Source organism: Novosphingobium sp. BL-S-34, assembly GCF_056857015.1.
Window position 1 is genome coordinate 721,019 of record NZ_JBXEPV010000003.1, and the last position, 24,784, is coordinate 745,802.

At 60.2% G+C, this 24,784-nt stretch carries 23 protein-coding genes and 1 pseudogene; 14 read left to right on the forward strand and 10 right to left on the reverse strand.

What is annotated here, in order from left to right:
• Window positions 1–1,498: 1,498 nt before the first annotated feature.
• The gene (locus AC1VV3_RS26035; protein ID WP_482963303.1) at window positions 1,499–2,038 is read right to left on the reverse strand and encodes a lipocalin family protein; all 540 of its coding nucleotides are present in this window, start codon (window positions 2,036–2,038) and stop codon (window positions 1,499–1,501) included.
• A 171-nt stretch (window positions 2,039–2,209) separates the two neighbouring features.
• Here AC1VV3_RS26035 and AC1VV3_RS26040 point away from each other — a divergent pair, with 171 nt between their 5' ends.
• Entirely contained in the window at window positions 2,210–2,428 is a 219-nt protein-coding gene (locus AC1VV3_RS26040) for a hypothetical protein (RefSeq protein ID WP_482963304.1), read from the forward strand.
• A 35-nt stretch (window positions 2,429–2,463) separates the two neighbouring features.
• Here AC1VV3_RS26040 and AC1VV3_RS26045 read toward each other — a convergent pair whose 3' ends face one another.
• The 5 genes and pseudogenes from AC1VV3_RS26045 to AC1VV3_RS26065 all read right to left on the reverse strand — a co-directional run bounded on the left by AC1VV3_RS26045 (window position 2,464) and on the right by AC1VV3_RS26065 (window position 5,452).
• The gene (locus AC1VV3_RS26045; protein WP_482963305.1) at window positions 2,464–2,724 is read right to left on the reverse strand and encodes a hypothetical protein; all 261 of its coding nucleotides are present in this window, start codon (window positions 2,722–2,724) and stop codon (window positions 2,464–2,466) included.
• Between the two features lie 28 nt (window positions 2,725–2,752).
• Window positions 2,753–2,956: pseudogene (locus AC1VV3_RS26050) on the reverse strand (Gfo/Idh/MocA family oxidoreductase); the annotation flags it as partial.
• Between the two features lie 152 nt (window positions 2,957–3,108).
• Complete coding sequence (locus tag AC1VV3_RS26055; protein ID WP_482963306.1) at window positions 3,109–4,143, reverse strand: zinc-binding dehydrogenase; 1,035 nt, start codon at window positions 4,141–4,143, stop codon at window positions 3,109–3,111.
• Window positions 4,140–4,649, reverse strand: coding sequence for a nuclear transport factor 2 family protein (locus tag AC1VV3_RS26060; protein ID WP_482963307.1), 510 nt, complete (start codon window positions 4,647–4,649; stop codon window positions 4,140–4,142). Before AC1VV3_RS26060 ends, AC1VV3_RS26055 begins: the two co-directional genes overlap by 4 nt.
• A complete protein-coding gene (locus tag AC1VV3_RS26065; protein ID WP_132270299.1) occupies window positions 4,646–5,452 on the reverse strand; it encodes an SDR family NAD(P)-dependent oxidoreductase in 807 nt (268 codons plus the stop codon). The genes AC1VV3_RS26060 and AC1VV3_RS26065 overlap by 4 nt, the downstream gene beginning before the upstream one ends.
• 114 nt (window positions 5,453–5,566) lie before the next feature.
• On the opposite strand from AC1VV3_RS26065, the gene AC1VV3_RS26070 reads away from it, so the two are divergent.
• A complete protein-coding gene (locus AC1VV3_RS26070) occupies window positions 5,567–6,481 on the forward strand; it encodes a LysR family transcriptional regulator (protein ID WP_482963308.1) in 915 nt (304 codons plus the stop codon).
• Between the two features lie 398 nt (window positions 6,482–6,879).
• On the opposite strand, the gene AC1VV3_RS26075 is transcribed toward AC1VV3_RS26070, so the two are convergent.
• From AC1VV3_RS26075 to AC1VV3_RS26085, 3 genes are read right to left on the reverse strand one after another with little or no spacing between them, the layout of a single operon-like run.
• On the reverse strand, window positions 6,880–8,904 hold the full coding sequence (locus AC1VV3_RS26075) for a M3 family metallopeptidase (RefSeq protein WP_482963309.1): 2,025 nt from the start codon (window positions 8,902–8,904) through the stop codon (window positions 6,880–6,882).
• A complete protein-coding gene (locus tag AC1VV3_RS26080) occupies window positions 8,897–9,712 on the reverse strand; it encodes a transglutaminase-like domain-containing protein (protein ID WP_482963310.1) in 816 nt (271 codons plus the stop codon). Before AC1VV3_RS26080 ends, AC1VV3_RS26075 begins: the two co-directional genes overlap by 8 nt.
• A 5-nt stretch (window positions 9,713–9,717) precedes the next feature.
• Window positions 9,718–10,656 carry a transglutaminase family protein gene (locus tag AC1VV3_RS26085; protein ID WP_465128391.1) on the reverse strand — a complete coding sequence of 313 codons (939 nt, stop codon included), beginning with the start codon at window positions 10,654–10,656 and terminating at the stop codon, window positions 9,718–9,720.
• A gap of 14 nt (window positions 10,657–10,670) precedes the next feature.
• On the opposite strand from AC1VV3_RS26085, the gene AC1VV3_RS26090 reads away from it, so the two are divergent.
• The 12 genes from AC1VV3_RS26090 (at window position 10,671) to AC1VV3_RS26145 (ending at window position 24,362) form a co-directional block, all read left to right on the forward strand.
• Window positions 10,671–11,513 carry an N-formylglutamate amidohydrolase gene (locus tag AC1VV3_RS26090; RefSeq protein WP_132270308.1) on the forward strand — a complete coding sequence of 281 codons (843 nt, stop codon included), beginning with the start codon at window positions 10,671–10,673 and terminating at the stop codon, window positions 11,511–11,513.
• 392 nt (window positions 11,514–11,905) lie between these two features.
• Complete coding sequence (locus tag AC1VV3_RS26095; RefSeq protein WP_482963311.1) at window positions 11,906–12,991, forward strand: serine hydrolase domain-containing protein; 1,086 nt, start codon at window positions 11,906–11,908, stop codon at window positions 12,989–12,991.
• A gap of 13 nt (window positions 12,992–13,004) precedes the next feature.
• Entirely contained in the window at window positions 13,005–13,481 is a 477-nt protein-coding gene (locus AC1VV3_RS26100) for a nuclear transport factor 2 family protein (protein WP_465128854.1), read from the forward strand.
• 542 nt (window positions 13,482–14,023) lie between these two features.
• On the forward strand, window positions 14,024–14,251 hold the full coding sequence (locus AC1VV3_RS26105) for a hypothetical protein (RefSeq protein ID WP_465128388.1): 228 nt from the start codon (window positions 14,024–14,026) through the stop codon (window positions 14,249–14,251).
• Window positions 14,252–14,279: 28 nt separating this feature from the next.
• Window positions 14,280–14,720, forward strand: coding sequence for a nuclear transport factor 2 family protein (locus tag AC1VV3_RS26110; protein ID WP_482963312.1), 441 nt, complete (start codon window positions 14,280–14,282; stop codon window positions 14,718–14,720).
• A gap of 530 nt (window positions 14,721–15,250) precedes the next feature.
• On the forward strand, window positions 15,251–15,751 hold the full coding sequence (locus tag AC1VV3_RS26115; protein ID WP_482963313.1) for a helix-turn-helix transcriptional regulator: 501 nt from the start codon (window positions 15,251–15,253) through the stop codon (window positions 15,749–15,751).
• A complete protein-coding gene (locus AC1VV3_RS26120) occupies window positions 15,748–17,043 on the forward strand; it encodes a HipA domain-containing protein (RefSeq protein WP_482963314.1) in 1,296 nt (431 codons plus the stop codon). Before AC1VV3_RS26115 ends, AC1VV3_RS26120 begins: the two co-directional genes overlap by 4 nt.
• 342 nt (window positions 17,044–17,385) lie before the next feature.
• Window positions 17,386–17,679 carry a hypothetical protein gene (locus AC1VV3_RS26125; protein WP_482963315.1) on the forward strand — a complete coding sequence of 98 codons (294 nt, stop codon included), beginning with the start codon at window positions 17,386–17,388 and terminating at the stop codon, window positions 17,677–17,679.
• 221 nt (window positions 17,680–17,900) lie between these two features.
• Entirely contained in the window at window positions 17,901–18,488 is a 588-nt protein-coding gene (locus AC1VV3_RS26130; protein WP_482963316.1) for a hypothetical protein, read from the forward strand.
• Between the two features lie 632 nt (window positions 18,489–19,120).
• Window positions 19,121–20,365, forward strand: a complete 1,245-nt coding sequence (locus AC1VV3_RS26135) for a hypothetical protein (RefSeq protein ID WP_482963317.1) — start codon at window positions 19,121–19,123, stop codon at window positions 20,363–20,365.
• Window positions 20,366–20,501: 136 nt separating this feature from the next.
• Complete coding sequence (locus tag AC1VV3_RS26140; RefSeq protein WP_482963318.1) at window positions 20,502–23,330, forward strand: hypothetical protein; 2,829 nt, start codon at window positions 20,502–20,504, stop codon at window positions 23,328–23,330.
• A gap of 9 nt (window positions 23,331–23,339) precedes the next feature.
• Complete coding sequence (locus AC1VV3_RS26145; protein ID WP_482963319.1) at window positions 23,340–24,362, forward strand: cellulase family glycosylhydrolase; 1,023 nt, start codon at window positions 23,340–23,342, stop codon at window positions 24,360–24,362.
• Window positions 24,363–24,455: 93 nt separating this feature from the next.
• On the opposite strand, the gene AC1VV3_RS26150 is transcribed toward AC1VV3_RS26145, so the two are convergent.
• Window positions 24,456–24,659 (reverse strand): HU family DNA-binding protein, encoded by a 204-nt coding sequence (locus AC1VV3_RS26150; protein ID WP_482963320.1) that lies wholly within the window; start codon window positions 24,657–24,659, stop codon window positions 24,456–24,458.
• Window positions 24,660–24,784 lie beyond the last annotated feature (125 nt).

A 24,784-nucleotide genomic window follows, 5' to 3' on the forward strand; every position in this document is an offset into this window, starting at 1 on the left:
GCCGCGTCTTGTGTCAGTTTCTGAAATCTTCGGGTGCGCAGGCCTCGGTTCTTAGCCTGGGCAACATCCGGTGCATCGGGGCGCGTTAAATGCTGAATAAGTTATTTCATTTGCGCGATTGGGAAATCAGCGAAAACGATGCTGAAATGCGCTGGGGCGATTGCCCGCAGCATGCCATCCTGAAACCTGCAGGATTGCGCCGGTGGTGCCTTGGGCACGCACCGGCGCCCCCTTGGTGCGACCCGACGGGGTAAGGGCCCAATATAGAGCTGCTTGTGGGGCTTGAAAACGGAATCGTTGTATCAATCGTGTATTTGTGCACACTCGACGTGATCGCGATAAAAAATACCCGGCCTGCAGAGGCCGGGTAGTTATCCAGAGAGTCGCTCACGCTCATCTCTTTCGGGTCGCGAGGTATTGCTGCGCCAAACAAAAGTGGATGACAAGCGATTCTCTCGCTTCGTCCGAAAGAATGTGTGTTCGATCGCGGGCTGGGAACTTACGGACTTAATAGGCGTTTGAGCGCCCCGCGCTTCAAGGTTTGGAGGAGGAGGTTGCGACGACGAAGATAGGCAGCCACGCCGTTTCCCCAATGCAATTGTTTACCTGGGCGCATTCATCTTCGGCGCTTCAACCGGTTCGGGGAGTGGAGGTCTTATGAAGGCATGCTTTGTCTAGAGATCAATTTTGGTGCTGACGTACTACGACACGCCGGTGCGAAAAGCACATGCGCGAACAGCCATAGCGCCAGCTACTATTCGGGGAGCGTCTAGGGTGAGGCCGTTGCGGAATTGCGGGTTCCCGATCCTATGAATCTGGCCTTGACTGTTTTGCGGCTCTCGTTTTTCCTGCGAATTCACTTCTGATGGGGAGGATGATCATGTCGATTCATGGAGGTAAATGTCCCAAGTGCGAAAACACGATCGCGAATGTTTATATTCAGCCGGTCGACGCTAAGGTTCCGTTCTCAACGGAGGGATTTAAGGCCGTGTCGTATCAGTGCCCGTCTTGCCGGACTATCCTCAGCGTTCAAATGGACCCTGTCGCGCTAAAGATAAGTACGGCCGATCTGGTCGCGTCCAGGCTCTCTGGCTAATCGACCCTACCACCGTCTGCTAGCGGCGCCCCGAGCAAGGCAGTTTCCCGGCAAACCCTGCCGGGCAGCCTCATCGGTATTGCTTCCCCCGCGGGCGCGGTAATCCGCGCTCGCCGCGTGACTTTAATCTGCTTGGATTGACCAAGAGGAATGCCGCGGTGGGCCGCTTGGGGCTTGGCATTTCAGGGGGCGATCTCGGCGGGCAGATTCGCGCTTCCGCCAGCCAAGTTTTCAAGCGCGATCCTTGGTGTTAAATTGAACTTTGGGGGCCCGAACATTTACAAGGGACTCGTGCCCCGCCGATGCCATCTGAAGATTCAGATAATTCCGGCGATCAACAGATGATGGGTTGATGGCAACAATAGATCCTGCATGTCGCTCTTTATCAACCTTGCTCCAATATTACTGTTTGGTGCGACGAACCATCGACCAGTCGTAACCCAGCGTCTTCACTCGAGCTTCTAATCTGGCGAGCAAATCAGCGTCAGGCCGGGCTTCCCGAGTAAGTACCCACAAGTAGCGCCCCGAAGGCTCTCCGACGATGGACCAATCATAATTTTCACCGTGATCCAGCACCCAGTAGTTGCCATAGAGAGGGCCGAAGAACGACACCTTAAGCTTGGCACTCATAGCCGCGTCGACTATCTTGGCCTTGCCAGTTGATTCCTTCCACTTGTTATTTCGGCGGCCCCTGTTCACTACTTTCAAGGTTCCGTCATCATTCAGTGAGTAGTCGGCAGTGACGTCATCCATATCTTTCTGGAATGAGGCTTCGTACCGGTATTGCTCGTACCAGCGGCCCAAGTAGCGCTCCAGGTCTACCGCCTTTGAGGGCTGCGGAACTGCAGAGTTGCCCACTGGGCCAGGCCGCGGGATCAAGGCGCAGGCCCCAAGCACCATCGTGGTGCCGGCTAAAGCGATGGCGATCGTCGATTTCTTCATGACAGCTCCTGCAAACTCAAACGTGATAAGCCATTTGAGGCGATGTGGTTGCAGGCTCCCGCAAACACAGATATCGACATCGGCGCAGACACGGATCCGGATCCGCAGTGGTTTCCGGCGGTTTCGTGCGGCGATACCCATTCCATAATAGCCCCGAATTCACTATGAAGCGTGTCAATCATCTCGTCAGGCCTCGCACCCGGCGCCACGCTCGGAAAGGTCTGGTCGTCGGGGAGTGCGACGATTTTCGGTGAATACGGGAGTAATTCGGGGATCTGGTCGCGCCAGCGCTCCTACCTCAGGGACACCTCTTTCGGTTTCGAGATCTTTCCCGCGATGCACCATTACAATGCGGCGCTGACGTTTCGGCAGTATCTGGATCCGCTCTGACCGGTCCTAGTAGCTGGATCAGATGCATCAGGTGGCTACAGTTGTTGCGTATCGAGGACACACCGAGGCCGGCCTGCAAGAACCAATTGCAGGGGAAGGTGGGCAGGGCGATTGAAGAGGCCCATGTTGAACCGGCAGCTTCCGCCCAGCGGCTTGCCGATATAGCCAGTGCCGGGCATTTCCTTGCCCTTGACGAGCGCGGGAATCCACTGCGAAAACGCATCCACCCCCGCGACGGCGCCGGCGGTCCGCCATGCGCGATACATATCCCGGCCATCGTCGATGTCCCTGGCCATTGACGATGCCATTGTAGATGTGCTTGCCGTTGCGCAGCGCCGTCAGCCCCATAGCGTGGCGTAGATCTGGCCGCGTGCCGATGTCGATGATATCGAGGTCGGGGTCCGCCGCCATCTCCTCGGCATTCCAGAACGCGCGCGGGATGTTCAGGCGCGCGCTGACGGCTTCGGTGGTTTCGCGGCGCGAGGTGCAAATGGCGGTGACCTCGACCCCATCGATCGCTTCCCATGCGGGCCTGTGGGCGTAGGCGCCTCAGTTCGCGCTGATGATTCCAACCCTAATCATTGGCCGTTATCTCTCTCGGCACTTCCCGCTGTCCTGGCACGCCGTGCTTTTGCGAGCCGGCCATGCGAGTGCCATCGGGGAAGGTGTACTCGCGTGGTCTACAGCACGCGCGGATCGACCACTGTGCGGATCGGCGCAATCGGATTGGACATGTCGCTCATCGCGGAGGCAACGCCGTTCAACCCGATGCGCGTTCCCAGCCAAGGACGGACGTCTACCCGCCCGTCTGCGATCGCGCGCAAGGCAAGCTCCATATCCTGCGGTTCTTCGCCCCCCGGGAACTGGATGTTGAGGCGTTTGTTCTGGGCCGCGAAGACGAGTAGCTCCTCCGGCTCCATACAATAGCCGCCCATCACGATCCGCGCCCCGAAGCCGGCGCCACTGATGACCTGTTGAAGCAGCCCCGGCAGGCCGACGCACTCATAGATAAGGTTCGCCCGCCGGTCGCCCAGATCCACAAGTGGACCATAGGGGGATAGCTCGCGCGGATCGACGACGATATCCGCGCCCATCGCGATGGCCAATTTGCGCCGCCCTTCGTGGAAATCGGCGGCGACGATAGGCGCGATGCCCATCAGTTTAAGACCGGCAATGACGCCGAGGCCGATGGCCCCACAGCCCAGGACAAGGACGACATCGTCCTTGTCGGGCCGGCCCCGCCGCGCATGCTCCAGGCCGACTGCCAGCGGCTCCGTCATCGCGGCCAGATCGTCCTCGAGATCGGTGGGCACCTCAAGCATCATGTCCTCGTCGAGCAGCATGTACTCGCCGAAACCTCCGGGGCAGTCATGGCTGAAGCCGACGATGGAGTGGGAACCCGACTGGCGCATGATCGGGATGGACGTGACCTTGCGCCCCGGTTTCACCGTTTGCTTGCTTCCGGGACCATAATCGACGATCTCGCCGACATATTCGTGGCCGGGTACGAAGGGACGGCTGAAGTCGAGCCCCGCGTAGGGTCCGCCATGAACCTTCGACAAACCAATGATCGTCTCGCCGGAATGGAGAAAGTGGGCTTCGGATGCGCACATGCCGCAGCGGTGGGTACGCACGAGTGCCTGGCCCGTTCCGGGAATCGGGTCTGGCATCTCGCCGACATGGACTGCGCCGTTCTGGATGTACGCTGCTTTCATGGCATATCCTGTGGTTTTAGATGAAGCGCGGCATAGGAAGGATCGGCATGGTCGCGACTGCCCATGTCCGGCTGACTCAGGGCGGTCACCGGGCGGACCTCGTCGAAGTCGCGGATCGCAATGCGATGGTCGAGCCCCCAGCGTCCGGCCCGATACGACCAACGGTCGACATAGCGGGTCCACACGCTCATCTGCATCAGCGTCTCGCCGCGTTGCAACCGCAGCGTTGCGGTGCAGTAGGCCTCGCTCCCGGCGCGATCGTCGTCGACCTTGATGAGGATGTTGCCGATCTGGTGCGAGTGGGCGAGCAGCCCGCGATGAGAGGCGCAGATCTTGTCGATCACGTCCCTCCCGGTTCCCTGATGGAAGCTTTCACCGTAATCGGCGGTCGCGCCTTCGTTCCAGATGCTGTGACCCAGCGGCACATCCAGCCTGTCCACCGAACGGCAGTAGAGGTGGATCAAGTCGGTGATGGCTTGCCTGTCGTTCTGAAGCGAGCGGGTCATACCTGGGCGGGCTTCAAGTCTTGCATCGCCGCCTCCATGGCGAGGATGCGGTTCCGACGAGCGGCAGCCGATTGGGGCATGCGCCCCGCGTCTTCGTCCTCCAGCCCCCAGTTGTGTACGGGGCCATACGGCAAGCGCTCCAAGCCGACACGAGCCACATCTTCCGCGTTCGCGACATCGCTGGGCATCGACGCTCCACGGCTTTCAAGCCAGCGGCGGAATTCTGGCGTGTCAGTGCGGCCCAGGATAAGGTTCAGCACGTACACGCCATGAGTGCGCAATTCGGCCCAAAGCCCCTCGCCAAAGCAGAGGTCGAACGCCTTGCTGCCCGAGTAGACGCCTAGTCCCGACGCGCCGCCATAGCACGCGCCCGACCCCACAAGGATGATCCCACCACGCTTGCGCTCGCGCATCTTGGCGCCGAGCAGGTGAGACGCCTGCATTACCGTGACCACATTGCGCGCGACCAGATCGGTCCATGCCTTGATATCAGTCTTGAAGAAGGCGGTGCCATTGGGATCGCCGCCCGCGTTGCTGATATAGAGACCCACCTCGCGGCCCTCGGCGACCACCGCGATCCGGTCGATCGCGTCTGGAGCGGCTAGGTCGATGGAGGCGGTAACGGTCTCGGTGCCGTAGGCGGCCTGCAACTCGGCTGCCAGCGCGGCCAGCGGTTGCTCGCGGCGGGCGATCAGGATGATGTTCAGCCCCTCGGACGCGAGGCGATGGGCAAAGGCTGCCCCGGTTCCTTCCGATGCTCCGGCGATCAGGGCCCACGGTCCATACTGCTCGTAAATGCCCATATCCCGCTCCTCGATTTTTTTATCTGCCGAAGCAGATGAACAATTATTCGCTATGCCGCCATTTCAATTTCCGCGTGCTATCATATCGAGATTGGATAGCTCGCGAGGTGGCGCATGGAAATCAGACGGCTCAGCTATTTCGTGCGGATTGCGGAGGATGGTTCACTTACCCGCGCGGCGGGCATGGTGCGGGTGGCCCAGTCCGCTCTCAGTCGGCAAATGCGTTTGCTGGAGGAAGAACTGGGGGTGACTCTTTTCGAGCGCACGGCCCGGGGCATGCGCCTGACTGCCGACGGGGAGAGGCTTCATTCCTCGGTCGCCGCGCCGCTGCGCGAACTGGAACTGGCGATTCAGGGAACACGTTCGGGGGCTTCGCGCGGCGCGGCGGATCTTGCCGTGGGCCTGCCGCCCAGTATTGCCGCACTGGCGGGTCGGTCGTTGGGGCTTCAACTGCGCTCGGCCTTTCCAGATATCCGCTTCCGGCTGATCGAGGGGCCGACCGGCGGGTTGGGCGACTGGCTCGCACGAGGCATGATCGACTTCGCGGTTCTCGAGGAGGTTTCCCGCAACGATCTTCTTATCGAACAGAAACTCCTGTCCCTGCCCTTCATGCTGGTTGGCCCACCTGGCATTGAAACACCGTACGACTCCTCTGTCGATATCGAAGAGGCGTTGGCATTGCCCTTGATCGTGCCATCCCATCACCTAGGCGTAAGGGCCGCAATCAACGATGCAGCGCACCGGAGCGGCGTGAGGCTGAACATTCAGATGGAGGCTGACTCGACGAGGCTTATCCAGGAATTGGTACAGTCGGGCATCGGCTACGCGCTATTGCCGGAAAAATATGTGATGGAAGCGGTCGGTGCGGGCGATTTACGGGGCTGGGCACTCAGCGGTCCAGCGTTGGCGCTCGATATCCTTTTCTCCTCGCGCAAAGCCAGCCAAAGCGCGGGACGACAGTTTGCCAGCGTCGTCGACTTTATAGTACGAACAATCGGGGAAGCTTTGAGATTGACGCCAAACACATGATTGTCGACTGGCGGCAGGCAATTCCGCCGGGAGCGTACCTTGCGCACCGTCTTTGGCCGCGCACCTAGAGGCGGATGCGCGATAAACTCTGTCGGATTGGGAAAGTGTCGCAAAGCCCTCCAGGCAAGGTGTTCTGACATGGCTTGTCGGCAGCTATAGACCCCTCCGCTCCAAAGCCGACCGTCGCATACTGGCCCGTGTTGGGTATCCAGACGAGGAAAGCGGGCGGACTGCACATTGGGGGCGTAAAACTGGCTATTGAATGACCGGGAGGGTTCGGTCCTCCTACGGACCCAGTTCATAATATCTAACGTTTCCCGAAGTTTTTTCAGATCCAGCCGCCGCACTTCGCTGGCACCTAATTCAATTTGATCCAGCCCGGAGTGTAGTTCGGCAGTTCAAACGTCTACCAGATCTCGTGCCCGCATAAGAGCCTTCGGATCGGGGGGTCTGCCAAGCAACGCAGTGAAGGATTCCATTGGGTCGCGAGTGTCGCCGACGCTCAAGATTTCCTCACGGAACCGCTTGGCCAGTCGGGCGTCAAAGATGTCGCCTGAGGCTACGAAAGCTTCAAAGACGTCTGCGTCGAGCGCTTCGGACCATGCGTAGCTGTAATACGCACTGGCATAGCCGCCGTCGAATATATGCGTAAAATACGGGAAGCGATGCCGCAGCCCGACTGCTGGCGGCATGCCCAGCCGCTCAAGCTCGGCCTCAACGAAGGCGCGGGGATCGGCGGCGGCCTGCGGTGAGCCATGCACGGCAAGGTCGATCAGCGAGCAGCCGATGAGTTCCACCGTCGCGAAACCCTGCCCGTAGCTCGCGGCGTTCCGGATCGCGGTGATCAGCGCTTCGGGTACGCCGAATCCGGACAGGACTTCCCCGCTTACGATCCAGTTTTCCATCAACTTGCTCGGAAACTCGACGAAATCTCGGGCCACCGCGGTGCCGGACTGGCTGGGATAGGTGACGCGAGAAAGCAGGCCATGCAAGGCATGACCGAATTCGTGGAACAGCGTGCGCGCCTCGTCGATGGAGAGGCGCGTGGCTCCGGTGTCCGGCGGCGGCGCGCCTGCGAAATTGGCGACGAGGTAAATGACCGGAAGCACCTCGCCGTCCATCGATTCCTGCACGCGCAGGCTGCCCATCCAAGCCCCGCCGTGCTTTTCCGGCCGGGCGAGATAGTCGGTGAACAGCAGCCCGACAGGGCCAGCTCCCTCGTCGCGCACTTCCCAGGCCCAGACATCGGGATGATAGCCGGGAATATCCGCGCGGCGCGTGAAGGACAGTCCGTAGAGTTTGGCGGCCGTATCGAAAGCGGCCTGCCGGACGGCGTCCAGACGCAGATGCTGCGCCACCGCCGCGCCGTCCAGCGCATAGCGCGAACGGCGCACCTGCTCAGCGTAAAAGCGCCAGTCCCAAGGAGCCAAGTTGAACCCGCCGCCCTCGGCATCAATCAGCGCCTGCAGTTCCGCCGCCTCATCGGCAGCGCGGCGCTTGCCGGGCTCCCATAACTGCTGCAGCAGATCGAGCGCGGCGGCAGGCATGTGGGCCATGCTGTCCTCCAACGCGTAATGCGCATGGTCGGCGTACCCTAGCAAGGTTGCCCGCTCATGCCTGAGCGTGAGGATTTCGGCTATGACCGGCCAGTTGTCTTGCGCCCCACCGTCGCAACGCTCGGTAAAGGCGCGCCACAGTTTCTCGCGCAAGTCGCGGCGCTGGGAGAAGCCCAGGAAACTTTCATAGTCGGTGCGATCGAGGCTGACGTGGAATCGGCCCGGGGCCCCTGCGGCTGCGGCGCGCGCTGCAGCGGCGTCACATTGTGAGGGGGGCAGCCCGTCGAGGTCGTCCGCGCCGAGGTCCAGTACCCAGTCGGCCGTCGCCGCCAGGACGTTGTGGCCGAACTGGACGGAGAGCGCCGAAAGCCGTGCGTCTATCTCGGCAAAGCGTACCTTCTGCTCGGGGCGCAGGGCCGCTCCGGTTCGACGGGCGCCGGCGTAGCTGGCCTCGACCAGACGTACCTGCGCGGGCGTTAGGCCAGCGGCATGGCGTGAGGCATGGACGGCGGCAATGCGCGCTGCAAGCGCGGAGTCGTGGTTGATCGCGATCGAATGCGCGCTGAGCAGCGCCGAAACCTTCCCTTCGATCGCGCGGACGGCAGCAGTTCCCTGCGCCGAGGACAGCGTCCAGAACAGGCGGCGAACCCGGCCCAGCACTTCGCCTGACCGTTCCAGGGCGGCTATCGTGTTCTCGAACGTCGCCGCTTCCGTCTGCCCGGCGATACCCGCCACTTCCGCGCGGTGCCAAGCGGTGGCGGCCTCGAACGCGGGCAGGAAGTCCTCGGCCCGCACCTGCGCAAAGGGCGGGGCGCCGAGCGGACCGTCCCAGGGACGCAGAAGCGGGTTAGTCAGCGGATCATTCAAGGGATTGGACCTCGTCGGTGTAGACGTCGAACCGCACCAGGTTTGCCGGGCCGAACGCGGTCGTCAAGGCAACGTCGGTGGCATCGCGCCCCCGTGCCATCAGGATACGGCCGATGCGTGGCTTGTTGTGGCGGGCATCGTGCGTGTACCAGCTGCCATCGATATAGACGTCGAACCAGGCGCTGAAGTCCATCGGCGAGTCTGAGGCGGGCACCCCGATGTCACCGAGATAACCCGTGCAGTAGCGCGCTGGAAGATTCATGCAGCGGCACAGTGTGATGGCGAGATGAGCGAAATCACGGCACACGCCCTGCTGCTCCTGATAGCCGTTCCAGGCCGTCTTGTCGGGCCGGGCATAGTGGTAGCCGAACTCCATATGGCGGTGAACGAAGTCGACGATCGCATCCACCCGGTCGCGGGCGTTGCTGTAATGGCCGAAGTTGCTCCAGGCCACGTCCATGAGGCGGTCGGTTTCGCAGTAACGGCTGCCCAGCAGGAATGGCATGACGAAATCCGGAAGGTCCTCGACCGGCATCTGCAGACCGTTGGCAGGGCGCATGTCCGGCTCGCCATTGTCTTCGATGACAAATTCGCAGGACAGCGTCACGCCGCCTGCCGGTATGCTGAGGCGCGTGGCGACGTTCCCGAAGGCGTCCTCGAACTGATAGAGCGGAATATCGGGGTCGGCCAGCAGGCGCTGGGGCGTGCGCAGGTCCTGATGGCGCGAGGGGTGAAGGCTGAGCATCGCCATCATCGCGGTCTTTGTTTCGGTTTCAAAGCGGATATCGTAGCCGCAGCGGATCAACATGAGTATCACTTTCCTGAAGCGCCGGAGTGGCGGCTGTTTACGGCCCCATGACCGGTGGAGGGGAATTGTTCGGGATCGGCCCGGTGGACGTCCACCGTCACGTCCATCCCAAGGAAGCTGGCGGGCAGGCCGAACCAGGTGCCGGACAGCGGCAATGCCTGGTAGGGATCGCGCGCCACCGCGACGCGGACGAGCCCGCGATTGCCGATGATGCCGTTGGTGGGATCGAATTCGACCCAGCCGGAGCCGGGAAGAAAGATGCGGACCCAGGCATGGGTGTTGCCGCCGCCGACCACGCCCTCTGTCTTGGACGGATTGTAGACGTAGCCCGAGACGAAACGCGCCGCAAAGCCGAGCGCGCGAACCGCCTCGATCATCAGGACGGCAAAGTCGCGGCAGGTCCCCCGGCGCTTCTTCAAAGTCTCGATCGGCACCTGGGTGCCCTTTTCATGACGCGGAACATATGTGAAGTCCCGTTTGATGCTGGTTGCCATCTCGGTCAGCAGGGAAATGGTCCCGGTGCTTGCATCGTCGTTGAGAAACGCGCGGGCCCAATTGTCGACGATGCGCTCCGGGTCGAGGTGCTGCCGCTCAATCGAGCGCAGAAGGTCAGACATGTCCTCTGCTGAATAGGTGAAGGGAAACAAGCGCGCATAATTCTCAACGTCCACCTGCGTCTGATCGAGCGGGGCATGCTCAAGCGTCGCCTCGCTGGTAATTGTCAGGTCTGCAGTGCGGCGCTCGAAAGAGGCGACGGCGACCGAATTGCCGAATACGTCGTGCAGCCAGCGCAGTTCACTGGGCTCAGGGTCAATGATGAGGCGCGCGGACAGCAATCGCTGGTCAAACGCTTCGCGCGGACGCATCATGATGCGATGTTCACCGAGCGAAACAGGCTGTTGGTAGCGATACCGCGTTTTGTGGTGGATCGTCAGCAACGGCATGGAAAGGTTTCCTGATGAGCGGGCGCACGGCGGAGAAGGTGCTGGGTCCGGGAGATCCGGCGCCGTTTGTGGTGTTCAACGCCGCAGGAAACTCGCCGTTCCTAATAATCGGCGACCACGCAGGATCTGCAGTTCCGCATCGCTTGCAATCCCTTGGTTTGCAACGCGATGATCTGAGGCGCCACATAGCAATCGACATCGGAGTGTTAGGTCTCGGCCAGGCCTTGGCGCGTCTGCTGGATGCGCCTTTCGTGCATCAGGCCTACTCGCGTCTCGTCATCGACTGCAATCGCCTGCCCGCAAGGCCCGACGCTATCCCGGAGGTTTCGGACGGTACCCCCATTCCCGCAAATCGGCATCTGAGTGATCGGGCACGCCATGCCCGGAGCGCCGCGATCCACGGACCTTATCATGCCGCGATCGCAGTGATCCTTGATACTCGGCGTACTTCCGTCGAGGAGACTATCCTACTGTCGTTGCACAGCTTCACGCCGAAGATGGACGGATTGACTCGTCCTTGGGACGTCGGGGTACTGCACGGTACGGGACGGACGGAATTTGCCCTTGGACTGCGCGATGCACTTGCGGCGCAGGCTGACCTGATCGTTGGCGATAACGAGCCTTACGCCATGGATGAGACCGATTACACTGTTCCGTTCCACGCGTTCCCGCGAAACCTCCCCTATGCCGAGATCGAGGTGCGACAAGACCTTGTCGGCAACCCGTCTGGACAAGAAGCGTGGGCGACGCGTCTGGCTGATGCGGCACGACTAGCCGCTGAAATATCGTCGATGCGTGAAGGCTCAGAGCAAGCTCCCACTCCTGGCCATGAACGCAGTCAGGGGGGCATGGCTTGATAAGCATCCCCTGAAAGGGCCGGCCCTCATCGGATCGATCCTGCGCTCCTCAGTAAGGCCGCTATCCGAGATGATCGCGCTAAGCCCGCCGGTCACCTGACTGACCTGAGGCATCCGAAATGGAAAAGCTGACGGACCGCTGCTGTCAACGGAGAATCAGCGACTGAAGGTCTTCGATGGGACGGTTTCACTAGGCACGATCGTCGGAAACGGGACAAACATGTAATCCACAGCGGCCTCGCCGACCGGCAGGTTCAACCGAGAGCCGCCGTTCGCGAGTATCCTGGAAAGGATGCCATTTCGGAATTCTCATACGGGTTCTCAGGTCTGTCACATCGTTGGCAAATGCGGTCAAGGTTGCGGACAAATTTCAGTGCCGCTAACTGTTGCACATGAATAATACAGTTGGCGCGTTGAAGCGAAAAATTCGCGTCGGCATGGTCGCATTGATGGCTTGCGCCTCGATGGCGGACGCTGAGACAAAGACCCCGCTGCCGGATATGACCGCAACCCTCCGCGAACAGCGCGTGGAAAGCGCATCGATTGCCGTGATCCGCGACGGACAGATCGTCTCTACTGGGGCTTGGGGTATAGTGGGGGCGAACCGTACGGCGACCGTCTCCACACCATACAATCTCGCTTCGCTGACGAAGCCGCTGACGGCGGAGGTCATTCTGCGACTGGTGTCGGCTGGCAAGCTGTGCCTTGATGAGCCGATGGATCGCTACTGGAGCGATCCCGACTTGTCGCGCGAACCTCGGCGGATGAAACTGACGGTCCGCATGGCGTTGAGCCATCGCACCGGCCTGCCGAACTGGCGCGACGCGAAGGGACTGGCGTTCGATCATGATCCCGGCACGACGACTGGCTATTCGGGCGAGGGGTATCAATATGCGGCGCGCTACGCCGAGCACCGCATCGGGCAATCGTTCGAGACGCTTGCTGGCCGCTGGCTGTTCGCACCCGCCCACATGAACGGCTCGGGCTATGTGTCGGCGCAAGGCAAGACGGTGCCGATCGCCGTGCCATACGACGACGCAGGCAAGCCGCTGCCGGTCGAGCGGGTGACGCGATACAACGCTGCCGATCTGGCACACGCGACGGCGCGTGATTATGCGCGCTTCCTCATTGATGTCCGCAACGACCGGCATCTGGTCGCGTCTTTAGCGGCGGAGCGCAGCAAATCGCAGGGCGACCTGACGCCCGAAATATGTGCCGGATCGAAAGCGGCCACCTGTCCGCCCTGGACTGGCTTCGGACTGGGCTGGCAGCTCCTCGGCTTCCCCGACGGCACGACGATGCTCCACACCGGCAAGGATGCAGGGGCCTTCACCTTCGCCGCGATCGATCGCCCGAGCGGCGACGGCATCGTGATCCTAACCAACAGCGACAACGGCTGGCGGGTCATCCTGCCTATCCTCGAACGCACGGGGAGCGATCCGAAGCTGATCGCCTTCCTCCGCGGCCAGATGAACTGACAGGGCCATGAGCATGATGACCGCCATCGCCGTTGCCGCAGCTTTGCTCGCCACGTCCGTGCCGCCCCCCGCCGATCTGTTGACGACGGAGATCGGCGCGCTCGATGCGAAGGTGTTCGGCGCTTACAACCGCTGCGACCTGCCGACTTTCTCCGGCTATTTTGATCCGAAGGTCGCCTTCTACCACGACACCGGCGGTGCGACGTTCGAGCGTGACGCGATGGTCGATGGCGTTCGCAAATACATTTGCGGAAAGGTGAAGCGCGAGCTGATCCCGGCAACGTTCCGCGTCTATCCGATCAAGGACTATGGTGCCATCGAGGAAGGCGAACACCGCTTTTGCGAACTGGCGACGGGACGATGCGAAGGGATTGCCAAATTTGTGATCGTCTGGGCGAAGCAGGATGGCGCCTGGCGGATCACCAGCGTCCTCAGTTACGGGCACCGCGCGGCGACGCCTGCGGAGCAGCGAAGCGCCACTGACAGATAGCTCGCGGGCTGCTTCCCGATTGGAAACGTGACGCGGGGCGGCAAGTGGCTGCAGGCGCTGGCACCAGGTGGCACGCTTGGCTTTGCCTAAATCGCGCATCGGAGCGTAGAGATGGGGCGGTCCGCCATTCTCTGTGGCCGGTTTTGAGAAGCCGTGGTGATCCATTTAGCGGCAATGTCGGAGACGCTGCTGTCCGGCGGCTCAAGGCACCAGATCGGCAGGTTTAGGCGGATCCGGCCGTTCGCGTCCTAAAGGCGAACGGCGAGAATTGGTCGGGACCGACAAACGTCCAGGTCATCTAGAACTTCCGTATAAAGTGGTTTGCCATCCTGCGAATATGAGATGCGAGCAAAAGACTGCTGTCGTCCAAAACGACGGTATTCTGAGCCCGCTAGGCCGAACCGGAGGCTTGCCGCTCACACGAGGTTTAGGCGCGACGCTTCGCCCAAACCGCAGCAAGGGTTGCCAGTTTAACCGTTCCTGATCGTCCTTCCGGATGTCTGCTGGTGCTGTGGGGCGCGGGCGGAGATGGGACGGCGCAGATGGTACTTCGGCAGGCCCGTCAGAGGCTGCGTGATGCACTGCAAGTCCGTCTGAATGAGGGCCAACGTCTCGGTGAAGTGGCCTTGAACGCGGACCTGTCGGCGCTATCCGCCACGATCATGACTTTCCTTAACGGCATTTCCATCGAGCGGGCCGACGGCGCTACGAAGAAAGAACTGGACGCTGCGATTGATATGTTGCTCGCCTGTTGGCCGGGTCGACAATGAAGCGACACGAGCTCATCCGGAATCCGCGATGACGACGAGCGAGGGGGAAGTTCGGCGGTTGCTTGCGCTGGATGAGGCCAGGGCGCGTGCGCTCGTCGAGGTCGACATAGATAGCCTCGATCGTGTCACCGACGAGGCGTACGTCCATGTCGAAAGCTCGGGCAAGAGGCGCACAAAGACAGAATTCATCGATGGATTGCGGAAGGGCATATATCGTTTCGAAAGATTCATCATCGACGAGAATGTAGCCACGATCTACGGCGACACCGCTGTCCTGACCGGGCGTTATCATACTGACATTCGCACTGCCGAAGGCCTGCAACCGACCAAGCATGCGCGTCATATGCGCGTGTACGCGCGCCGCGGCGAAGGCTGGATCAACGTTGCGCACCAGGCCACGGCGATCGTCGCGCCTGCGTCAGACAATTACGGAGGCGAACTGGCATCCGACAACGAAGCGGGCGCCTAGAACCTGATCCGCTGCTGCCAAAAGGGATCGCGCTTTGTGATTCTCAGGGCAGCGGGCCGAACTGAGAAACGGCTCGCAAGTCTGATTTATTAACGTTGATGCTGGCACCACGAGAGAAAGCTCGTCGTCTTCGATTCCAAGTGGTTGGCCCGCTCGGCTTTGGCTGGGCGGTCTCCGTCCGGAGAGCAGCCCGTGATCCTGGGCAAAATGAGCGCGCCTCGAATGCGCGTAATCCGTCAGGCTGCAGGCGGGGTAGCGCAATGCGCCTGAAGATTGATGCCGTTCGTTTGGCAGAGCGGGGTCTTGACGAAGGTGATTCCTTGCCCCCGGACGACCGTGTCCGAAGCAGGAAGGGCGGTTGGCTGGGCTGCGCCATGATCCCGCTCGGGAGCAATGGTTGCTCAGCAACGTTCCCAACGCATTTTTGATCCCGTTCGGGACGGAATCTCAGGATCAGTTGATCCCGTACGGGCACTTTGAGGTTGCATGGCACCAGCACATCCGCTATATGATCCCGTACAGGATCAGAGATGAAAACACCAAAACACCAGTCAGCGATTGATCGTGCGGCTCGCGGGAAAGGCTCGTCCGAGGATTTGCTGCGAATCAGCTTGCCCAAGAATAGGCAGGAACAGGCTAGGATCGCAGATATAATCGCTGGCCGCGACTCTACCGACCAGGATATCATGCCCGTACGCGCTTCGCCCGGTGCGGGCGTGCCCTATCCATCTCTTTCGCCTGCATCGGCCCCTTCCTTGGCAGTCGGTTCCGTCCCGCGCAGCGTCGGGAGAGATAGCAACTTGCAGGTAACAGAGAACTTCATCACTAGCACTGTCGACATCGGCAATCTGGTGAGGGATTCCCGCAGACGGCTTGGTATGTCGCAGCAGCGTTTCGCAGATCTGGCGGGCGTGGGCCGGCGATTCGTATCGGAACTGGAGGCTGGCAAGCCCACCATCGAGGTCGACCGCATGCTGCGATGCTGCTTGGCCGCGGGTATCGACATTCTTGCCTTACCACGCAACCGATGAGTGTTCTCGACGTCTGGCTCGAAGCCTTTGACGAACCTGTCGGCAGGCTTGAAACCGGCGAGACGGACCGGCTCAGCTTCGCATATCGCGACGCCTACCTGAGCAATAGCGCAGCTCATGCCATTTCGCTGTCCCTTCCTTTGCAGGAGGTCTCACTGGGCGATAGCGTTGTTCGTGCCTTCTTCCAGAACCTGCTTCCAGAAAACAATCTGCTCGACCAAGTGATCGTGCGCGAGCGCCTCGAGCGTCATGATATCGGCGGTATTTTGCAGCACTTGGGGGCAGATCTTTCCGGTGCGATCTCCTGTCTTCCCGAGGGGGCTGCGCGCGTTAAATCCCCCGGCGTTCTTGCCCGTGACTACATGCCAATCGACGACGAGCAACTCATCGATATCGTGCGCCGGCTTGGAGAAAATGCGCCTCTCCCGAATGAGCTGCGAGACCCTTCGCCAGTCTCTGGATATCAGCGAAAGATTGCTGTGACACTGATGCCGGACGGGCGCTATGCTGTACCGCTGGCGGGGACAGGCGCACCCACCACACACATCCTCAAGGTTCCCGAGAGCGCTTTTCCTAGGGAGGCCTATTATGAGGCGAACTGCGCAAGTCTTGCTACCCATTCAGGTCTGGATGCCGCCCAATCGCACTCGAGATGGATCGGTCAATATGAAGCGATAATCAGCAGGCGATTTGACCGGCGAATTGCTGATGGCGCCGTATTCCGACTTCATCAGGAGGACTTTGCCCAGGCTCTCGGTTTCCCACCGCGTCTCAAGTATCAGCGGGAGGGCGGCGACGATCGCCGCTTTGACGTGGGGGCCATTTCCGCTGTCCTGAAGCGGACAGAGAGCCCTGCTCTTGCCGTTGATCACTTCCTGCGTGCAACAGTCTTTAACCTCGCCATAGGCAACACCGACAACCACGCAAAGAACCATGCGCTTTTATATGATAGGGGAGCCGTCCCGCGTTTGGCTCCGCTCTATGATCTTGTGCCCATCACATTGAGCCACGTGCACACGCACGAGCTGTCCTTCACAATTGGGAACGCACGGTACCCGGCGGAAGTTGGCGCTGAGGACTTGAGGGCCTTTCTAGCGGCATTCGGCATGGAAGGTCCTTCCGTAAGCCGGTTCGTGAAGTCACGACTCTTGCCGATTATCGAGCCGCTCTCTGAAGACCGGCATGTCGAAGGCGAATGGGCCGAGCGCTTCAACGCGGAACTGACGGCAAACAGCAGACGCTTGCTCGAATCGCTTCGTCCACTCACAATTCCCGTCGCTACCCGCAGGTGAGGTATATCGGCAGGAAGAGGGCCGGGTTTTGCACATGGCGGATTTCGACATACTGGATGCGATCAACAAAGTTTCCGACGTGGTTCAGAACCGCCCCCGACCCTTAAGGAATTTCGACCAAATCTACATGAAAACTGGCGACATGGTCCGTCAGAGCCAAGTGGTCGCAGCTTGGGCGAATGATTGCCGCCTTGCATTTATCGGTGACGGCGATGCGGTCAGCGTCTGCGTAGCCTATCTTTACAAGGGCGGCGTGTTCGACTTCGGGCCTACCAAGATAACGGTTTCGATTTCGACGAACGCATCGTCAATGCCGTCAGGCGCTTTGCTGACAAGGAACGCTTGGACTACATTCTTGCGGCAGAGACCTACAATGTTCTCGACCCCTTTCCGGAGCCTGGTCGTTTTGATTGCTTTTACACCAACCCTCCGTGGGGTGAGCACAACCACGGCGGGAGCGTAAATGTTTTTGCACAGCGTGGGTTCGAGGCGACCGGATACACCGGAGACGGCCTGTTGGTGATTGCGGACGACGACGAATCGCCATGGGCGGAAGAAGTCCTTGCCAATTCGCAGGGCTTCGCCGCTGCGCATGGCTTCAGGGTCTCCCAGCTACAACCTTGCCGGCATCATTAACACCTGGACGTTGAAATACTGTCGTGCAATTTGTTCTTGCGCGCAGTCCCGGGGAACATTGCGCCGCATGCGCAATCGGAACGGATTGCGGATCACGGTCTGGAACATTTCTATGGACTTCACCAACGCCCCACCGTGCACTACGTGCGCGAGCGCAAACGTCCAGATTACGGCAAAGCGGACGAAAGTGAGTACGAATTGGAATATCTGGAGAACCGACCGTGACCTTCCCGTTGGTACCCGGCACCGGTATTTTCTTCATGCGGGTGGGGACACATGCTGGGGAAACACTGACCGACATTGTGACGCGCAAGTCACGGGAAATCGACCAATTAGGGAACACATTCTGGGGCTACGGAGGCAACGTTTTCAATCCGCTAACCACGGTCCAGCCTTTCGCGAAGGATAGGGCAGCTGCAGGCATGCCTGTCTACCTCTGCATGGAGGAAATGGTATCTGAACGCTATTTCGGCGAATCCCTTGCTGCCGCCGAATGCTTGAGCGACGGTCGTAACTGGAATTGTGTTCCTAGCGGCATAGAGGTGCTCGGTTCGCGATATGCACTCAAAATTACCGATCTGAAAGCCACCGCGTTCGATCTTCATCTTGAGGGTACTCGGGTCCCGGTCGGCCCTGGGTTTGGACGCGCGGGCAATCGCTTCGTGCGCGATACCGTAGACAAATCCTGCCTCGTGATCGAACCTAACGCCGGGACCGCCGACGATCAGAGAGGGCGCCGCATATCGCTTTGCGCCACTGTGCTTACGCCTCATGCATTTCTTCTTGGAAACTATCGACCGCGGCCATAGGTGACGCCATTCCGCCCGCGGAATGAGGCGAGATGGCGCTCTGAAAAGTGGGTGCGTTCGCCTGCTGGCATGGGAATGTTGGGATCCCGCCAAGACGAGCAGACCAAGGGTCACTTCGTATTGGATGAGACACGCTAGCAACGATCAAATCACAGTCGTTAGCAAATGTCGGTATTGGCCAAATCCAGCCCTCGCAATCATGGCAAAATGCAAAATATCGGCAGAATACCGGCTCATCACACAGCACATCCTTTCCTGGATTTTTTGTTTTGTAAGGCAATCGTCAGGGTTTCAGCGAGGTTGGCCCGCAACGACGAGTTCGTCGCTTTCGAGGTTGAGAACCACCCTTCGACGAGGGAGCGGATCATCTCCGCAGCATTGGGCGGCTGCAATCGTCTCCGTTCGAGAGCACGCTGGCAAGTGGTTCAGTAAGGCGAAACTTAGCGGTTAGCCCCCCTGTAATACGGTGTCATAAGCGCCGTGATGCGCGGGATTGTGAGCAGGACCGCAAGCGGAATCGCGGTGCTGTAGGTGCTGAGCGAGCCGGAGTGGATGCTTGCTGCGGCGGGCCGAGCGTGCCTTCCGGCGCGCAATCCTGTAGGATGACTACCTCTTCTAGGGCAAAATCGGAAATGGGCAGCTTTACTGGCTACGGCGATTTTCAGTTTCCCTCGGATGACTACGATGGTCTCCGGACGGGTGATGCTCTTGCGCTTGAGCCGGACGGGTCGCCAGTTCATGGCCAGCTTGCATTTGCACCTGATGGAGCGGGGGGCGGAGGATCGGGCGGCGCTGGTGGCGGGATCACCGGCGGGGGCGGAACGATCACTCAACCACCGCCACCGTCGCCCTATCCGGCGCCGGCCAATCCGGGGCTGGTCGATGCCGCCAAGAACAGCAAGTTGCATAAGGCGCTCCATCTCCTCGCCAAGAAGAAGCCTTATCTCAAGCTCGCACTTGCCGACCTCACCGGCATCAAAAGCAGTGACGCGCCGTATGTCGGCTTCAAAGACCACGACCTCACTTTCGTTGGGAGTACCGACAAGATTTCGCTTATCCTGCCGGCCTTCCATTTGAGGCAGGCAGCGCGCGGCGCCGCTGCGAGCATCATCCCCCCACCGGTGCCCGCCGATTTTCTCGCTATGCTCGAGAAAGCCTGGTCCAAGGATTTCACGCGCGGGTTCTTGGGCGGAGGCGCGAAAGACACCAAGCCGAAGCTTCGCGCGATACTGAGCGCGACGCGGGCGTCGGGCAAGAAGACGCTGAAGATCGACCTGACCACGCACCAGCACAAGGTCCTCTCCAAGGCTGGTTTCCGACCGCGCCTAATCCTTGCAGAACAGCTCTCGGTGAACGCGGCGGCCGCTTTATGCATCCGCGACCTCGGTTTTCCTTTCATTCATGAGGCTCACCGGGCTGCCGGATTGGAAAAGGACGGGCTCAGCCTGGGACTCGATTACGGCGGCAAGGCCTGGGGTGGTTCGATGCCACGCAACGAGCATGCCAAGGCCCGCTGGCTTACGGAACTCCTTATGCTTATCGCGCGCGACCGCCTCGTCGCGCCCGGGCTAGCGCCCGATATTTATGATGTCATGGCCACCGATCAGGAAGATCTCGCGATCGGCATCAACAATTACCTCTCTGCCGACGAAAGTCTGACGCTGACCCAGCAAGGCAAGGTCGGCTACATCGAGAAGAAGGGGCCTTTCGCTGATTGTGGGATTATTCGGCGAACGACCGCCAAAGGCACAAATCTTGTCTACGTGGCCGTCGCCTTGAATGGGAAGAGCCACGCGGACATCCGAGAAGTGGGCGCGGCGCTCGACGATTGCATTCTCGCCGCGCACGGCGAGCCGCTCAAACAAACTTCCCGATGAAATGAATATCATGAATATTTTGCGAAACGACTCGATTTACATGAGCGCAATTCAAACAGATGGTAGTGATTGAGTCTTGTTCTGAAGGATAAGGGCGCCGAAATACAACCATAGTCTTGGTGTGGAGGGGATACTGATGCCTGAGCTCAGTCGATTCCAAATGTTGCGTCCCGCACAGCGCATTACCGAGGAAAGTAAACGGCACCTCGGACTCGGGCTCTACGGCCTCTCCCCGCTGACGCCGCTCGCCGTGCAATTGCTCGCCGCCGAGAGTGCGGAGGAATACGCATCGTTGGTGGAGCGGTTTGCCGAGAGTGGCAAGGGTGCCGATCTCGTGACCCGTCACCCGCCCGATCCAGACCTTCTGCGCCTATACGATTGGCTCTCTTATAAGGCTCAGCCGGTCCGGACGAAGGACTTTGAGACGTTCCTGGCCGGCTGGGAGGCTTCTGGATCGCTCGATCTCGAAAAGGAGTGGGCCCGGATCGCCGACAACTACGTGATCTCCATTCTTGCCCCGCAGTTCGATCTTGGCTGCAAATACGATTTTCAACTGCTCATACGGGCACTTTACCTGCTGCTGCTGGCGCTGAAGGCTTGCGAAGGCGGCAAGACCTTCGTGCTTTCCGAGCAAGCGAGTGATGCCCTGCTTGCGCGCATCATGACGGCGCAGATCCTGATCCCCGCGCTGCTGATCCGCGACAGATGCGCGCGCAAATGCCGTTCGGCGACCAGGCCGGTTGATCAATCGGCAACCGTTTCCACCCTCTTGCGCGGTGACCCGAAATGCAGCTGCACGTGTGACGAGCGTTGCCACAACCCAAGCGGCTTCTGCATCTGCATCAGGCCGTACGTTGCCGATCTCTACCTGATCAGGGAGGAGCTCGCGCGGTACGAGGCCGGCGATATCGCCGACATCCAGAACATCCTTGCGGGCGAAAAGAAGGTCAGGAACCACCGGTTCCTCAGCCGCAAAGAGCAGAGCAACGAGACCGACCAGGAGACCCAAACCAGTGAGGAACGCGATCATCAGGTCGGCGAGAAGTCGGCTCTGCAGTCCGAGGTCAAGAAGACCGTCGACAAAAAGGTGAATGTCGATGCCGGCGTGACCGCAACGCTGAAGTACGGCAATTCGATCACGATCACGCCGCATGCCAACGTGACTTACACCAATGCCAAATCGCAGTCCTCGAGCCAGGCCCGATCCTACTCGAAGGACGTGGTCGACCGCTCCGTTTCAAGCCTGCAGACGAAGATCCGTACGGTTGCGACGAGCAAGATACTCTTGGAAACCGAGGAGCGAAACAAGGGCTCGATCGACAATACCGTTGCGGGCAACGACCACCGCTCGGGGATCTTCTACTGGGTCAACCGCGTCAGTCATGCTCAGGTTTTCAACTACGGCAGGCACATGATGTTCGACATGATCGTCCCTGAGCCGGCAGCTCTGTTCAAGGCGCTCTACGACGCCAAGATGAAGGGGGACAAGGAAGCAAACGAGCCCCCCAAACCCAAAGTCGACATCCCGGGCATCACGGTAACGACGTACAGCGGTCTCCTAAACCAGTACGCAATTGCGACGACCGACGATATCGCGCCGCCCGACGAGGAGATCACGGTTTCGATCGCAATTGCCGTAAACGTTTCGGAAGCGGACGGAGATAAGTCGGTGGGCTTCTCCTCGACCGACGGCAAAGTGGACATTCCCGAAGGCTATGCTGCGGTGCACGCCGACTACGATATTCGGGCCTATACAGGCGAACCCGGCAGCACCGGTCCGCTGGACGAAGTTGCCGTCTCGATCAATCTCGGCAATCGCTACCTGCTCAAGGGCATGATGGACGAATGGTCGCAGGGAGGCCAGGACGCTACACCTTGGGCCGCGGTCGGCAGCATTACGATGCAGAAGGAAACGGGGACGCTTGCGGCTGCGGTGGCAGGGTATTCCTCAATGGCGTTCTCGCTCACCGGATCGATCAGCATCCGCTGCAAGCTGACGGATTCGCGGCGCGCCGTCTGGCAGGCCCAGATCTACAATCTCATCATGACAGACTACGGCCGGAAGCTGGCGGCGTACCAAGCAGTCACGGCTCAATCGACGGATATCGTCCGGATCAAGGGGCGCAATCCGTTCCTCAACCGCGAGATTGAGCGCAACGAGTTCAAGCGCCACATTATCGCGATCCTACTATGCAACTATTTTAACGGTATGGGCTCGATGATCGATCACGTGGCGCCTTGCGGCTACCCCGAATTCGACTTCGAGAAGCTCGGGGCCGACATGCCGATCATCCAGTTCTTCGAACAGGTGTTCGAGTGGGAATACATGACCTACCTGTTCTACCACAGCATGTGGGCTCGCAAGTGCAAGTGGCCGGACTTGATCGACGCCGATTCGGGTGATCCGCTCTTCGACAAGTTTCTGATGGCGGGCGCCTCGCGCGTCCAGGTGCCGATCCGCCCAGGGATGGAAAACGTCTTCCTGTGGTACTTGAAGCGCCACGAGATCTGGGGCGAGAGCGGGGAGCCGCCGCTGCCGGGCGATGACGACTACGTCTCGATGATTCAAGAGATGAAAGAGGCAGAGCAGGGCGATTATGCCGACCGGCCGGGCCTGATCGCGGCCAAGACGGACAGTGAAAGGCTCGAGCTGTCTGGGTCTACGCTTTACTGGGACCTCGTAAACGATGTGCCGTCCGCGCTTGCCATCGACAACGACATCGATCGCGAGATCCTGGTGCAGTACAAGGTCTACCGCATTGTATCGATCGAGGATGCGGGCGCGGCCGATCATTCCAGCTGGAGGTTGACGATCGATCCGCCGTTTGGCGGTGCTGACGCGGTGAACCTCAAGCATGCAGTTGGTGCAGTCTTCGTTGGCGCGCCTTGGGAAGTGGTTGTGCCGACTGAACTCGTCTACTTGCGCAACAAGACCGACCTGCTTCCAACCTATCCGCTAAGCTAGGAGCGGGACGTGAGCGGAACAGAGGGCGGCGGATCGGGCTACAGTCAGTCACAGCAGCCAATATCGCCTTACGGCGCGCAGCGTGGCGATTACAGTGCTTCGGTTCCTGGGGCGGGGAGCTCCCGTGCTTATGCGCCATACACCACCCCCGATCCCGGAAATGGGCGGGGAAGCAACAGTAAGCCGGCAAGCCGGATCTTCGGCAACGGAATAAATCTTCAGCCATCCTATCAGGCGGGCGGGGAGGTTGATCTCGGCTGGAGCCTCATGAAACCGCTTTCTGCCATTCAAACACTTCGCCTGGAAATTGAGGACTTCGCCGTCGATGCCGCTGCGCGCTGGATCTACGAGGCGTCGACCCGCGGCTACACGGTCATTGCCACCTATCACAGCTTCAAAGCGATCGATCACCCCTCGCCTGCAGACGATGCCAAGCACATGGCCCGTGCGATCCAGTTCTGGAATGCCAACTACAAGAAGCTTGCGGAAGCCGGGCCTTTCATTATCAACGTGGTGAACGAGTGGGGGCACAAGACGATCGGCGCGAAAGCCTACGCCGACCAGTACAACCAGGCGATCGCTGCCATTCGCAGTTATTACAGCGGCCTCCTCATCATCGATCTGCCCGGCTACGGGCAGCTGGCGCGCGTCGCCGCCGACGCGGTCACCGGCGCAGGCGGCATCACCCCGATCCAGGATCGCAATGTCGTGCTATCGATGCACGTCTATCCGCAGACGTGGAATGGCAAGGGACCGCTGACCGTTGCGGATCTCGATCTACTCGCAGCGACCGGTCGCCCGTGCATGATCGGGGAATTTGGCGAAAGCAACGAAGCGCCGAATACCGACTGGCGCGCGATCGTGAGCTACGCGCGATTGCTTTCCTGGCCGGTTTTTGCCTGGTGCTGGGACGGGGACGGCGGCGTGATGAACGTCATGCTTCCCGAGTTCCAGCCGTTCGTTCCAGGAAAGACTTTTCCCTATTACATCAATGCGCGGTACGCGAATCTCGTGCTACCTTTCCTGTTGTGAGGTTTTTTGGCGTTAGCGCGGCGCTCGGGCTGCACAAGGCAATTCCTGCGCGGAGCCACGGGTGACCCCAGGTGGCTCAGGCGCTTCAGCCGTTCAACATTCCTTGTCCGTCTTGGCAGGAGCGAACGTGAGTTTCTCCGCCGCGGCGATCTGGATGGTTTCGCTCGTCGCAGGATTGCGGCCATCGGATGCTTTCGAGGTCCTGGACCAGGTATTCGTGATGAAGAAACGACATCCCTTCCGGAAACATATCATACCGCCGCAGCCGGTCCGGACCTCGGGCAGGGTCATCGACATGAGGTGGTCGTTGAACGTCAATGCTCCCCCACACGCCGCCGGCGGTTAGATAACCGCGCGCGAGGGCAGCAGGCTTGAAAGAACGCCATGTACCACGCTACCGCTTACCAATACGTTGTAAGCCA